The organism is Aliirhizobium smilacinae (genome assembly GCF_006335145.1).
Classification (GTDB): domain Bacteria; phylum Pseudomonadota; class Alphaproteobacteria; order Rhizobiales; family Rhizobiaceae; genus Neorhizobium; species Neorhizobium smilacinae.
The window spans coordinates 129,111-142,441 of the sequence record NZ_VDMN01000007.1 but is presented as its reverse complement, the minus strand read 5'-3'; the positions used below and the strand labels follow the sequence as shown (position 1 = coordinate 142,441).

Genomic DNA, 13,331 nt, shown 5'->3' with positions numbered 1-13,331 from the left:
GCGAATATCGATCACATTTCTGTTCTCACCCCATCGTGACTTTCTCTTGAAATTGTGGATGGTTACTTTCCGCCAGCCCAGAGATTTGTTCTTCCCTGCCAATGGCAAGCGCTTCCTGCGATTGCCCTGACAAAAGGTTTGCCGTCCATGCCGTTTGCCTTGCGTGCCCTTATCGTCCTTGCGAGCCTGCTCGTCGGCAGTGTCGCATCGGCCGGAGAGGTGCGGTCGCCAAAGGGCGTCGTCGAACTCTTCACCTCGCAGGGCTGCGCCTCCTGTCCACCGGCCGACAACACGCTGTCGCAGCTGGTTGCCCAAGGTGATCTGGTGGTGCTTTCCTACCATGTGGATTACTGGAACTATCTCGGCTGGACCGATACCTTGTCTTCCAAGGAAAATACCGAGCGGCAATATGGCTATGCCAAGACGATGGGACGCAGTGGCGTCTATACGCCTCAGGCGATCATCAATGGCCGGGAGCATGTGAAGGGCACCGATCAGGCGATGATCAACGGCAAGGTTGATGGTCTGCAGAAGGCAGGTCAGGGCCTGACGGTTCCTGTCGCAGCCACCATGCATGGTGACGAGATCGAGATCGAGATCGGTGAAGGGCAGGGACAGGCCGATGTGGTTGTGGCCTATTTCACCAGGCATCAGCAGGTGGACGTGACCAAGGGCGAAAACAGCGGCAAGAACATGGAATACTGGCATGCCGTTTACGACGTGCAGTCGGTGGGCATGTGGAATGGCCAGAAGATGACGCTGAAACTGCCCGGCAAGGCGCTGGGCAAGACCAAGAAGGATGGATGCGCCATCCTTCTGCAGACCTCTGGTTCGGGCGGTGAGCCGGCCTCGATCATCGGCGCCACAGTTCTGATGGCGGGCCGCAAAAAAGACTGAGCTGACATTTTTGTCAGGACGTCTTCTGGTTTTTTCAGGAGATTGTTGGCTGATGGCCCGGCCCGGAAACATTGGGGGGCTGGGGGTAAGGGTCAATGCACCTGACCGGGCCAATGGCGCTAAACGCGCCAACCAACATCCACAACATGGATGGCGATTTAGGCGCTGTTTTGTCCGAATTTAGGCAGACGAAAAAATCTGTCGTGCCGATCGTCTCTGTAGAGGGTGATTTCCTACGGCTTGCATTTTTGCGCGGCTCGGGCACACTGTCATGCCAACGACATATAAGATTTGGAGCTTTGATGGCTGATCAGTCTGATTTGCCAGCGCGCGCAGGACCGCAGGATGCGGCCGTTGTCGTCAGTCTCAGTGAATACAAGCAAAGTCTCGATCCCGCTCCGGTAACGTTTCACCGGCGCGAGCTGGACGCTATCCTCTGGATTTACGGCCGCATGGTCGGAGAAGGAGAATGGAAAGACTACGCGATCGATCACCTGAAGGATCGCGCAGTGTTTTCGGTCTTCAAGCGATCCGGTGAATTGCCGCTTTTCCGTATCGAAAAAAATCCAAAGCTTGCCGCCAAACAGGGCGCCTATTCCGTCATTAACACCAACGGGATGATTTTGAAGCGAGGCCAGGAGTTGAAGCAGGTGCTGAAGGTTTTCGACAAGGCCTTGAAGCTGATCGACTGAGGGGTTACCCACCCTCTCATCATCCGGCAAACAGCGTTCCGGGATAAGCCTCAAGATCAGGTTCGGTTTCCGTACCTTCGCCGAGTGCGATCTGCATCAGGACGGTATCCAGCCATTTCCCGTGTTTGAAGCCGGTGCCTTTGAGAGTGCCGGTGAGCTCGAAGCCGAGTGTTTTGTGAACGGCAACCGAAGCGGGGCTGGCGCCGCCAATGACGGCCACCATCTGGCGAAATCCCAAGGCTTCGCAGCGGACCAACAGCTCCCTTAACAGTGCCTTGCCGACACCACGTCCACGTGCTTCCGGCGCGAGATAAATCGAATCCTCCACCAGCCATCGATAAGCGGGGCGGGTCCGAAATGCCGAGGCATAAGCATAACCGAGAAGGGTGCCGTCTTCCGCCTCTGCCACGATATAGGGATAACCCTTGTCGACAATGCCCGACTGGCGACTGTCCATCTCAGCAAGGTCAGGGGGCGTGATTTCGTAACTTGCGGTGCCATTCAAAACACTGTCACGATAAATCTCGGTGATGGCCGGCAGATCGGCCGCGGTGGCATTACGAATGGAAAATGTCATGGCGGAGGAGCGAAATGGATGTTGGATTTAAGGGATTTGGCTTCAGCCTAGGCTTGCGCCAAAAACAAGGCAATAAAAAAGGCGTCCCGAGAGACGCCTTCTTCGTAGGTATCACACTTCCGTTTAGTTGTTGCGGTTGCCCATGAACTGCAACAGGAAGGTGAAGAGGTTGATGAAGTCGAGGTAAAGCGTCAACGCACCCATGATCGCCATGCGGCCGGTCGTGGTGGAATCATTGCCTTCCCAGTACATTTCCTTGATCTTCTGCGTGTCATAGGCTGTCAGGCCAGCGAAGATCAGCACGCCGATGGCGGAGATCGCGAAGCCCATTGCGGACGACTGCAGGAAGATGTTGACGATCGACGCGATGATCAGGCCGAAAAGACCCATGATCAGGAACGAGCCGAGGCCGGACAGGCTCTTCTTCGTCGTGTAGCCGTAAAGCGACAGGGCGCCGAACGAAGCGGCGGTGACGAAGAACGTCTGGACGATGCTCTGGCCGGTGAAGACCAGGAAGATCGACGACAGCGACAGGCCCATCAGCGCGGCATAGACCCAAAAGGCTGTCTGCGCGGCAGGTACGCTCATCGAGTTGATGCGGAAGCTCAGGAAGAAGACCATTGCCAGCGGCGCCAGCATGATCACCCACTTGAGCGGACCGCCGTAAAGCGCCTGCGCAACAGCCGGGTTGGAAACCGCGAAAGCGTAGGTGCCGTAAGCTGCCAGACCGGTGATCGCCAGACCGAGAGCCATCAGGTTATAAACCTTCAGCATGTAGGCACGAAGGCCTGCATCGATCATCTCACCGGATTGGGCGCGGGACTGCGCCATTCGGTTCTGGTAGTTGTTGAAGTCAGCCATTGTTTCCTCTTTAAGCTCCGGAATTACTACGGTGTCGGGCACTTTTATATCAGTCCCAGGCGCCGCTGCGGAGCTCCAGCAAGCCTATAGGCGAATATGATGCCAGATCGCTTTGCATACAAGGGGCACGCCTTGGGAAAAGATCAGCAGGAAGCGTAATTTAGCAACCTCTGGGACATTCTGACGGGAATTTGATCGCCTATATATGCGTTTTGCAACTTTTGGTCGATCAAAGCTCGCGCAGGACCGGAGCCGCTTTCTGTCCGAGGATGCGCCAGGTGCCCAAAAGACCGATCCCGACCGTCAAAACGAGTGAAATCAAGAGGGTAAACGCTGCGACATCGGGCAGAAAGGACGATGGCATGCGCATGATGCGGGAAACGACGAACCATGCGGATATGCCGCCGGCGAGAAGCGCGAAGACTGCCGTCGCCGCGCCCAGGATCAAGTATTCGTAACCGAAGGCGCGCATCAGCATGCTGCGGGTACCGCCGAGCGTTTTCAGGACGACCGCATCATGGGTTCGTGCCCGGTTTCCGGCCGCAAGCGCACCGGCCAGGACCAGAACCGAGGCAACGAGCGCCACTGCCGCTGCCGCACGGATGGCGGTTGCAAGCTGGCCGACCAGCTGATCGACGAGATCGATCGCATCCTTGACCCGGACGCTGGTGATCGTCGGGTAGGCGGTTGTCACGGTGCGCAGGATCTCTGCTTCCTTGGCCGCCGAGGCGGAAGGATCGGTCAAGGTCGCCAGCCAGGCATGAGGTGCGCCGCGGAACGTGTTTGGCGAAAAGACCATGACAAAGTTGATCGACAACGATTCCCATTCGACATTGCGGAAGCTGGCGATCTTGGCGGCGATATTGCGGCCGAGCACGTTGACGGTGACGGTATCGCCGAGTTTCAGGTTGAGCTCGCCCGCCTCTTCTGCGGAAAAGGAAACGAGCGGTTCGCCGTCATAATCCGCCGGCCACCATTCGCCTGCGGTCAGCGTCGAGCTTTCCGGTTTGTTTTTCGCGTAGGTGATGCCGCGATCGCCGCGCAGAACCCAGCGGCCTTCCGGCGGCACGTTCATCTGGCTGACGTCCTGCCCGTTGAATGCGAGGATGCGTCCGCGCAGCATCGGCACTTCGAAGACCTTGCCTTCGGGAGCCTGGGTCTTCAATAACTGCCGGAAGCCGTCGACTTCGGCGCTCTGGACATCGACGAAGAAGAAATTCGGTGCGCCTTGGGTGATCCTACCGGTCAGCTGGTTGCGCATGTTGCCGTCGATCAGCGCCAGCGTCACGAGAAGTGCAAGGCCGAGCCCGAGCGACAGCACGACGGAGGGCGTGAGCGCTCCGGGGCGGTGAATATTGCCGATCGCGAGGCGCAGGGCCGGTGAGTTTACACGAGGGCTTTTGCGGGCAAGCGCAGTAATACCGGCAGCCACGACCCGCAGCAGGAGAAATGCGCCTGCAACCGCGACGAGGAAGACGGAGGCGATGCGCCTATCGTCGGCCCAGAATACGGCAAGTGCCGCGAGCAAGGCGAGTGCCGCGCCGGCTGCGAGGAGATAAGGCCATGACGGCAGGCGCCGTGCCTCGAAACCCTGTTCGCGGAACAGTGCCGTCGCAGGGACTTCCCGCGCATGGCCGAGCGGCAGGATGGCGAAGGCGAAGGTGACGAGAAGACCGAAGGCGGCCGCAATCGCCAGCGCGCTGGCATAAATGGTCGTCTGCTCGGGAATAGGAAGCACGCCTTCAAGATAACGGAAAGCGATGAAGGGCGAGATGGCGCCGATGATAAGGCCGATGAGAATTCCGATCGCGGCCAGAAGCATAATCTGGAAAAGGTAGATCATCGTCACGACCGAGGCCGGGGCGCCGAGGCATTTGAACGTGGCGATAGTCGTCCGTTTGGCGTCGAGGAAGGCGCGGACCGCATTGGCGATACCGACGCCACCGACGATCAGTGCGGTGAGGCCAACGAGCGTGAGGAATTGCGAGAAACGGTCGATGTTTTCGGCGAGCGAAGGCGCTGCGCGGTCGCTGGTGCGCACCGACCAGCCGGCATCGGGAAAATCACTGTTTGCTCTTGTGACGATGGACGCCCGTGTCGACGGGTTTTCGAGGCGGATCTTGTAGGAATGTTCGACAAGGCTGCCGATGGTGATCAATCCGGACGCGGTGAGCGCCTCCCGGCTGATCATCAGACGCGGTGCAAAACCGAAACCATCGGAAAGGGCATCGGGTTCGTTGGCGATCGTGCCCTTGAGGACAAGGCGGGTGTTTCCGAGAAGGATTTCATCGCCGACCGAAAGGCCCATCCGCTCCAGAAGCAGCGGTGCGGCGACCGCTCCAAATCCGTTGCCCTGTTGGGCCAGAAGCTGATTGATCGGCTGCTGCGGTTCGGTCTGCATCTGCCCGTAAAGCGGATAGGCGCCATCGACCCCCTTGACCTCGACCAGCGCCTGGCTGGAGCCGTCCGGCTTGCGCGCCATCGACCGCAGGCCGGTCGAGACACTGACTTCACCAAGGCCATTTAGAAATGCGCGTTCGCTTTCGCTGGCTTCGCGATTGTTGAGTTCGAAACGAACATCGCCTGCGAGCAGCGCCTGTCCCTGATTGGCGATTGCGCCGGTGATCGCCGTCGAAACCGAGTTGACGGTCGCTATCGCGCCCGTTCCAAGCGCGATGCAGGCGAGGAAGATGTAGAAGCCGCCGAGGCCGCCGCGCATCTCGCGAAGCGCCAGGCGGAAGGCGATGGACATGCGGGCCGTAGCCGCGCTCATGCCGGCACCGCCTGACCGATCGGCCGGTCGGCGCTGTCCTCGACGATTTCTCCTGATCTGACGCGGATCTGCCGCGAGCAACGGGCAGCAAGGCTGTTGTCATGGGTGACCAGCAGCAGCGTCGTGCCGCGTTCGGCCTGTTTGGCAAAAAGAAGATCGGCGATCTGCCGGCCGGTTTCGGTATCGAGATTGCCGGTCGGCTCATCGGCAATCAGCAGGGCCGGCGAGGGGGCGAGTGCGCGGGCGATCGCCACGCGCTGCTGTTCGCCACCGGAAAGCTGGCCCGGATAGTGGTTGAGCCGTTCGCCGAGCCCGACCGCCGTCAGTTCGCGTCTTGCAATATCGAAGGCTTCCGAATTGCCTGCAAGCTCGAGCGGAACGGCAACATTTTCCAGCGCGGTCATGTTGGCGATCAGGTGGAAGGACTGGAAGACGATGCCGATGTTGCGGCCACGGAATTCCGCCAGCACGTCCTCTGAAAAGCTGTGAAGGGGCTCACCCTTGATGAAGATCTCGCCGCTATCCAGCCGTTCGAGCCCCGCCAAAACCATCAAGAGGGTCGACTTGCCGGAACCGGAGGGCCCGATGATGCCGACGGCCTCACCGGCTTTGATGGTCAGGTCGATGCCTTTCAGCACATGGACGGAGGCTGCGGCGCTTCCGAGGGTCAGGTCGGCATTTTTGAGATCGATAACGGTTTCAGTCAAAGCGAATAACCCTATATCCATGGTGCGCCGGTCAATGCTGCAGCGCCGTTGTGGAAATCTAGGAGACGTGAGTTGAGTTTTAAAGCAAGCCTTCTTCACTTCATCGTCATGGTTGCGCTTTTCGCCGGCTCAGCTTCGGCAAAAGCGCAGGATAAAGCGATCAATCTGGTCGGCTTCGGCGACAGCCTGATGGCGGGATATCAGCTCGCACCCTCGGAATCCTACACGGCCCAACTTGAAGCGGCGTTGAAGGCCAAGGGACGTAACGTGACGATCACCAATGCCGGCGTTTCGGGCGACACGACGTCCGGCGGGCTTTCCCGCATCGACTGGTCGGTCGCCGATGGGACGGACGGCGTCATTCTCGAGCTCGGTGCCAACGACGCACTGCGCGGTATCGCGCCGGAGCAGTCGGAAAAGAACCTCGATGCGATGCTGATGCGGTTGAAGGAGCGCGGGATTCCGGTGCTGCTGGTGGGGATCCTGGCGCCGCCGAATATGGGCGGCGACTATGCGGAAAAGTTCAACCCGATCTACAAGAGACTGGCCGAAAAATATGCGGTTCCACTCTATCCTTTCTTCCTCGACGGGGTCACGACCGTGCCGGGAATGCAGCTGGAAGACGGGATGCATCCAAATGCCCGGGGCTTGGCCGTGATGGTGGAGCGCACTCTTCCCATGGTGGAATCATTTTTAGGGGAGATCGGTTCGGCCACAAAATAACAACTTGCACGGAACCGGATTGCGTGTTCCGCTATTGATATCTGCTAGAGATTCGAGGAGGTTCTGCGTATGCCGAGACTTTTCACCGCCCTCGAAGTCCCGCGCAATGTTGCCTTAAGCCTGTCCCTTCTTCGGGGCGGAATACCGGGCGCGCGATGGATCGACGTCGAGAATTACCACATCACCCTGCGCTTCATCGGCGATGTCGATAACCGCACTGCCGACGAGATCGTCGATCGGCTGGACCGGATCGACCGGCCCGAATTTCAGGCGCAGCTGACCGGGATCGGCTCATTCGGATCGAAGAAGCCGCATTCTATCTGGGCCGGTGTTTCCATGTCTGCCGACATGCTGGCGCTACAGGGCGAGATCGAGCGGATATGCCAGCGGATCGCACTGCCACCCGACCCGCGCAAGTTCATGCCGCATGTGACACTTGCACGGCTCAAGCACTGCCGTCTCGACGACGTGGTGCATTATCTCTCGGGTCGCGGCAATTTCCACACCACGGCTTTCAACGTCTCGCGATTTGTTCTGATGTCATCAAAGGAATCCGTCGGCGGCGGGCCTTATGTGACGGAAGAAATTTTTTCCTTGAGGGATGACAATTTCGCTTACGAATATAGTGACGCGGAAACGGCCAAGAGCTATTTCTGACGGGAGCTGTTCTCAAGGGGCTAAACGCCCATGACCTACGAATTGTTGGAACCGGATGAGGTCGGCAAGGAGCTGGCCAAGCTGGAGGGTTGGGAGCTTTCTGCGGATGGTCTCTTTATCCGCAAGTCGTTCAAATTCCGGTCATTTGCAGAGGCGTTCGGTTTCATGACCGAATGCGCATTGGCTGCGGAAAAGCTCGATCATCACCCGGACTGGAGCAACAGCTATTCCCGTGTCGAGGTAAAGCTGACGACACATGCAAGGAAACAGCTGACCGACCGCGACTTCAGGCTCGCCGCACTGATGGATGAAGCCTGGGCGCGCCGCCTTTGAAACACCATTGTCGATCCCCATATGGGGCATGATGAAATCGATGAAGGTCTCCAACGGAGCGCTCATGGACGACGTAAAGATCGGTGAAATTCTCTTGCCCGGTGACGACTATACCCAGGATCGTCGCGAAAAGCAGGTTCGTGCGAAATTCTGGCCGACGCTGAAGCGGGCGGTCAAATTCGTGCCGTTCAGCCGCGACCTGGTGGCTGCTTATTATTGCGCCGTCGATCCGAAGACGCCGACCAGGGTTCGCGGCGTGCTTCTGGCGGCACTCGCGTATTTCGTCCTGCCTTTTGATCTGATCCCGGATATGTTCGTCATGGTCGGATTTACAGATGACGTTGCCGTGCTCGCTGCGGCGCTGAGGATGGTTCAGGGCCATATCGCCGATCGCCACTATGATGCGGCGGATCAGATGCTGACTGACAATCCCGATGTCGGAAAAGCTCCGGCGTAACCGGTATTATGGCGCGGCCGGATCTTCCAGGGCACGTCGCAGGTGCTGGAAGGCAAGGCGGATCCGGGATTTTACCGTGCCAAGGGGCAGGCCGGTCGCCTGTGCAATCTCCGAGTGAGTCTGTCCCAAGAAAAAAGCGGCTTTCACCAGTTCCATCTGTTCGCCGGGTATTCGGCTCAAAGCGTGACGCACGCGCGCGTCACGCTCTTTGTGCTCGACGAGGGAATCGGTCGCCTGTATTTCCATCATCTGCCACTGCGCCTCGCCGAACGCATCCTTCCCTTGGCACGGCGCTGCGCATCGAGGCGCCGGTTGCGCGCAATGCGAAACAGCCAGGTGGACAGTGATGATTTTTGTGGGTCGTATAACGAAGCGCGGTGCCAGAGGATGGTCATGACCTCCTGCACAAGCTCCTCCGCTTCATCGACAGGCATACGCTGGCCCGTCAACCAGGATTTGAGCCGGGGAGCAAAATGATCGAAGAGCAGGCCAAAGGCCACCTGATCACGCTCCACGGCAACAGCCATGGTCAAACGCGCAAAGTAGTCCCGATCGTCACCCTGCATCCAAACTACGCAATTCTTTCAAAACCTAGATTCGCATCTATGCTGCCATACTAATGTCATTGCGGGAGTTTGGAAGAGGACAAACTGTTGCCCTATTCCTTGTGTCATTGACAGCGCGTCCCAGCGAGCGCGCAACCAGTTCCGATGTTGACGGATTGGTAACCAGAATTAAGTCAAAATGAACCAGATCATGGCCCGCTTCATTCACCATCGACGTTGAAGCGTTACGTATAACAAACCCGGCAGGAAACCATGTCCGCACGTACAGTCGCACTCGCACTCGCCCTTGCTCTTACCTTCGTAAGCGCAGGCATCGCCTCGGCTCAAACGCCGACCCGCATCCAGCAGTTCAAGGCATGGGGTGCATATTCCTACAAGTCCGGCAACAGCACGGTCTGCTACGTCCTTTCGGTTCCGACGACCAAGGAACCCGCAAGCGTCGATCACGGCGACATCTTCTTCATCGTTTCCCAGCGTCCGGGCCAGAGCGTTTCCTATGAACCGCAGGCAATGGTCGGTTATCCGCTGCAGGCAAATTCGAAGGTGACCGTCACCATCGACAACAAGAATTTCACCATGTTCACCAAGGAAAAGGCCGCCTGGGTCGAGAACGCCGCTGAAGAGCCGGCGCTCGTCAACGCGATGAAGACCGGCCACAACATGAGCGTCAGCGCCGTTTCCGGCCGCGGCACCAAGACGTCCTACGCCTATTCGCTGCAGGGCATTTCGGCGGCACTGAAGCAGATCGAAACCTGCAAGTAAGCATCGCGTTGCATGTTCTGACGGAGGCCGGTTCGATGAGCCGGCCTTTCGTGTTTGTTGAAGACAGCGTGACTTGGCCCCATTTTGATGGTAAAGGCCCGCTCAACATGGTCGGGCCTGATGTTGCCACGGCCGAAACAGGTTTCACGAACAGACATGCCCCAGCCCTTCCGCCGAACCGCGGTGGCGATGGTCATGTGTTTGAACGGGATAGAATATGTCAGTCGCAGACGCCATTGCACCCAACGCCGTCGCCAAGAAGCCGTTGGTCGCCAATCCGGATCTTTTCACATCCAAGCCATCGCTGATCGGCCTGAGCCGGGCGCAGATGGCAAAAGCCCTGCATGAAAAGGGCGTGCCTGAAAAGCAGTTGCGCATGCGCGTCAACCAGCTCTGGCACTGGCTCTATATCCGCGGCGTTTCCGATTTCGACGCGATGACCAATGTCGCCAAGGATATGCGTGAAATGCTGAAGCAGCATTTCACCATTTCGCGTCCCGAAATCGTCGAGGAACAGATTTCCAACGATGGTACTCGCAAGTGGCTGCTGCGCTTTCCGTCGCGCGGTGCCGGCCGCCCGGTCGAGATCGAGACCGTCTACATTCCGGAAGAGGGCCGCGGCACGCTGTGCATTTCCAGCCAAGTCGGCTGCACGCTGACCTGTTCGTTCTGTCATACCGGAACGCAGATGCTGGTGCGTAACCTGACGGCGGAGGAAATCCTCTCGCAGCTGCTGCTTGCCCGCGAACGCCTCGGCGATTTTCCGGGTGCGGATACGCCACCCGGCGGTTTCGTGCCGACCGGCGACCGTAAGGTTACCAATATCGTGATGATGGGCATGGGCGAGCCGCTCTACAATTTCGAAGCCGTCAAGACCGCGCTTCTGATCGCGACCGACGGCGATGGCCTGTCGCTGTCGAAACGCCGCGTGACGCTGTCGACCTCGGGCGTCGTTCCGGAAATCTACAGGACCGGTGAAGAGATCGGCGTGATGCTGGCAATCTCGCTGCATGCGGTGCGCGACGAATTGCGCGACATGCTGGTGCCGATCAACAAGAAGTATCCGCTGAAAGATCTGCTCGACGCTTGCCGCGCATATCCGAGCTTGTCGAATGCCCGCCGCATCACCTTCGAATATGTGATGCTGAAGGATGTCAACGACAGCCTGGAAGATGCCAAGCTGCTGGTGCAGCTGTTGAAGGGCATCCCGGCGAAGATCAATCTCATTCCCTTTAACCCGTGGCCGGGCACCAACTATCAGTGCTCCGACTGGGCGACGATCGAAAAATTTGCCGATTTCATCAACGCGGCGGGTTATGCCTCACCGATCCGAACGCCGCGTGGCCGTGACATTCTCGCTGCTTGCGGCCAGCTGAAGTCGGAATCCGAACGGATGCGCAAGACCGAGCGGCTTGCCTTCGAAGCGATGATGATCGCCGGCCATGGTGAGGACGACGACTGAGCCTGTCCTAGTTCAGCCGGCCCGGCGGAAGAAATCCTGATTGGCCGCAACAAGAGCGGCCGTCTCATCCAGCCTAGCGGCATTTTCCGGGTAGGCTGATTGCAGGTTTCTTGCCGCTCTCCTCAAGGCTTTTTCGACACGTTCCGGTTTCCGCGGCAGATAGGCTACGCTCAATAACGTGGCGCGGAGCGCCCGTTTTGAACGAGCATCGACCACTCCCTCCGCCATCATTTCGCGGATGACATGCAGGCTGTTTCCGAGCTGCAACGTGCCCATGCCGCCATCAGTGGCAAAATCCCCGCCATATCCGTTTCGTTCGCCCCAGCGAACCAGCATGACGAGGCGATGATAGAGGCGCAGGCGCCAATGCCGATGGCGGCCCGGACTGTCGAATGCCCCTTTGGCCATGGCCGTCAGCTCATGCACCATCAGCCGGATGACGAAATCCAGCCGTCGGCGGGCATCGACGGGAAGTGCGACAAAGGCGAGATAGGCACTGACAGGTCCCATCAACACGGCGAAGGCTTGCAGAAGCGCGTGGCCAACCTGGGGATCGGCTGGCAGGTTGGGGTTCATCATTAGCAGATAGATGAGATTGTATTCCATGCCGGCCAATCCGACGCGGCGATGCGCCATGACGACCATGCCGAAAAGCATGAGAGGCATGGTGAGCAGGACCGCGGCGCCGGTGCTGCTTGCCATCGGCATGATGAAGACATGGGCCAAGACCGCGGCTGAAGCGCCGCTCAAGGAGCCTCCCACGACCCAGCGCATCTGCAGGCCGGGGTTCGGGAAGGTGGAAAAGACCGAGGTCATGATGGCTGCACCCATGACCATGTAGGGACCGAGCGACCAGCCGGTTGCGATCCACACCAGCCCGGTTGCCGCGACTGCGCTCATCGATCTCAGCGCCGCATAACGGGCGCATATCCAGTCACGATGCAGGGGGATGGGCGCGTGGCGCTCCGGTACAGGCCCGATCGCTTCCGCTGTTTGGTTCGCACGCTGCCAAAGCGGCACCAAAGCCTTCAACAGAGCGGCGCGCTGCGGACAATCCGCCTCCATCTGGCTTGCCAGTTGGTTCAGCCTTGTTAGCAAGTCTCCCTTGCCCTCATGCGCTACAGGACTGCGATCGCGTGACAGCGGTGTATCCAGCAGCAATTCGGTCAGGGCGGAGAACAGGCTGCGGATGTCGCGAGCCTGCCGGCGGACGCGAAGCGAACCGGCCGAGGCTAGATCGAGGTTTTCGTCCAGCGCGGCGATCTCCCTGATCAGGCGCGCCCGTTCTGCCCTGTCGGTCCCGCCGGCGGCGATATGGTCGAGGCAGGCGTGCATGACGGTTTGTATGCGCCGGGAGATGTCGACCGGCTGGGTTTTGGGGGAAAAGACCAGAGCGACGATCGTGCCCACTGCACCGCCGAGACAGATCGTTGCAACCCGATCGACGGCGAGCATCCAGAGCGACGTGTCGTGGCCGTATCCGAGGAGTGCAACCATCGCAGCGGAATATCCGGCGAGAAGGCTGATATAGGACGCGGGGCCAGTGAGCAGATTTCCGATCCCTGCACACAGCCCCAGCCAGAGCGTCAGTCCGATGATGATGCCGGCGGGATAGTTTCCCGAGAGAGCCATCAGACCGACACCGGCCAGCGCACCGGCGATCGTGCCGGCAACGCGGGCAAGGCTGCGTTCGAGCCTTTGACCCCGTGTCGGCAGTGCGGTGATCCAGACGGTCATCGCCGCCCATTGAGGATGATCCAGCCCAATGAGAATGCCGATACCCAGCGCCAGGCATGAGGCGATCGCCGTGCGGGCAGTGACACGCAGCCGGGCCGGATCGATGTCGATAAGGGCGGAGAACATT

13 protein-coding genes and 1 pseudogene are annotated in these 13,331 nt (G+C 59.1%); 8 read left to right on the top strand and 6 right to left on the bottom strand.

Features of this window, described 5'->3' with window-relative positions; translation table 11 throughout:
* Nucleotides 1–147 precede the first annotated feature (147 nt).
* Together FHP24_RS24005 and FHP24_RS24000 are read left to right on the top strand one after the other, a co-directional pair.
* A complete protein-coding gene (locus FHP24_RS24005; RefSeq protein WP_139678778.1) occupies nt 148–897 on the top strand; it encodes a DUF1223 domain-containing protein in 750 nt (249 codons plus the stop codon).
* A gap of 302 nt (nt 898–1,199) precedes the next feature.
* Complete coding sequence (locus FHP24_RS24000) at nt 1,200–1,589, top strand: DUF2794 domain-containing protein (RefSeq protein ID WP_139678922.1); 390 nt, start codon at nt 1,200–1,202, stop codon at nt 1,587–1,589.
* A 19-nt stretch (nt 1,590–1,608) separates the two neighbouring features.
* Here FHP24_RS24000 and FHP24_RS23995 read toward each other — a convergent pair whose 3' ends face one another.
* The 4 genes from FHP24_RS23995 to FHP24_RS23980 all read right to left on the bottom strand — a co-directional run bounded on the left by FHP24_RS23995 (nt 1,609) and on the right by FHP24_RS23980 (nt 6,528).
* Nucleotides 1,609–2,166, bottom strand: a complete 558-nt coding sequence (locus FHP24_RS23995) for a GNAT family N-acetyltransferase (RefSeq protein WP_139678777.1) — start codon at nt 2,164–2,166, stop codon at nt 1,609–1,611.
* 123 nt (nt 2,167–2,289) lie between these two features.
* Complete coding sequence (locus tag FHP24_RS23990; RefSeq protein WP_139678776.1) at nt 2,290–3,027, bottom strand: Bax inhibitor-1/YccA family protein; 738 nt, start codon at nt 3,025–3,027, stop codon at nt 2,290–2,292.
* A 229-nt stretch (nt 3,028–3,256) separates the two neighbouring features.
* The gene (locus tag FHP24_RS23985) at nt 3,257–5,800 is read right to left on the bottom strand and encodes an ABC transporter permease (RefSeq protein WP_139678775.1); all 2,544 of its coding nucleotides are present in this window, start codon (nt 5,798–5,800) and stop codon (nt 3,257–3,259) included.
* Nucleotides 5,797–6,528, bottom strand: coding sequence for an ABC transporter ATP-binding protein (locus FHP24_RS23980; RefSeq protein ID WP_394344667.1), 732 nt, complete (start codon nt 6,526–6,528; stop codon nt 5,797–5,799). The genes FHP24_RS23985 and FHP24_RS23980 overlap by 4 nt, the downstream gene beginning before the upstream one ends.
* Before the next feature lie 51 nt (nt 6,529–6,579).
* On the opposite strand from FHP24_RS23980, the gene FHP24_RS23975 reads away from it, so the two are divergent.
* The 4 genes from FHP24_RS23975 (at nt 6,580) to FHP24_RS23960 (ending at nt 8,677) form a co-directional block, all read left to right on the top strand.
* Nucleotides 6,580–7,230 carry an arylesterase gene (locus tag FHP24_RS23975; protein ID WP_139678773.1) on the top strand — a complete coding sequence of 217 codons (651 nt, stop codon included), beginning with the start codon at nt 6,580–6,582 and terminating at the stop codon, nt 7,228–7,230.
* A 69-nt stretch (nt 7,231–7,299) separates the two neighbouring features.
* Nucleotides 7,300–7,887 carry an RNA 2',3'-cyclic phosphodiesterase gene (gene thpR, locus FHP24_RS23970; protein ID WP_139678772.1) on the top strand — a complete coding sequence of 196 codons (588 nt, stop codon included), beginning with the start codon at nt 7,300–7,302 and terminating at the stop codon, nt 7,885–7,887.
* 30 nt (nt 7,888–7,917) lie between these two features.
* On the top strand, nt 7,918–8,220 hold the full coding sequence (locus FHP24_RS23965; RefSeq protein ID WP_139678771.1) for a 4a-hydroxytetrahydrobiopterin dehydratase: 303 nt from the start codon (nt 7,918–7,920) through the stop codon (nt 8,218–8,220).
* A gap of 64 nt (nt 8,221–8,284) precedes the next feature.
* Entirely contained in the window at nt 8,285–8,677 is a 393-nt protein-coding gene (locus FHP24_RS23960) for a YkvA family protein (RefSeq protein ID WP_139678770.1), read from the top strand.
* A gap of 6 nt (nt 8,678–8,683) precedes the next feature.
* On the opposite strand, the pseudogene FHP24_RS23955 reads toward FHP24_RS23960, so the two are convergent.
* Nucleotides 8,684–9,243: pseudogene (locus tag FHP24_RS23955) on the bottom strand (sigma-70 family RNA polymerase sigma factor).
* A 252-nt stretch (nt 9,244–9,495) separates the two neighbouring features.
* On the opposite strand from FHP24_RS23955, the gene FHP24_RS23950 reads away from it, so the two are divergent.
* Both FHP24_RS23950 and rlmN read left to right on the top strand, forming a co-directional pair.
* Nucleotides 9,496–10,005 (top strand): invasion associated locus B family protein, encoded by a 510-nt coding sequence (locus FHP24_RS23950; protein ID WP_139678769.1) that lies wholly within the window; start codon nt 9,496–9,498, stop codon nt 10,003–10,005.
* A 217-nt stretch (nt 10,006–10,222) separates the two neighbouring features.
* Complete coding sequence (rlmN, locus tag FHP24_RS23945) at nt 10,223–11,467, top strand: 23S rRNA (adenine(2503)-C(2))-methyltransferase RlmN (RefSeq protein WP_139678768.1); 1,245 nt, start codon at nt 10,223–10,225, stop codon at nt 11,465–11,467.
* A gap of 12 nt (nt 11,468–11,479) precedes the next feature.
* On the opposite strand, the gene FHP24_RS23940 is transcribed toward rlmN, so the two are convergent.
* A complete protein-coding gene (locus FHP24_RS23940; RefSeq protein WP_139678767.1) occupies nt 11,480–13,330 on the bottom strand; it encodes an FUSC family protein in 1,851 nt (616 codons plus the stop codon).
* Between the last annotated feature and the right edge of the window lies 1 nt (nt 13,331).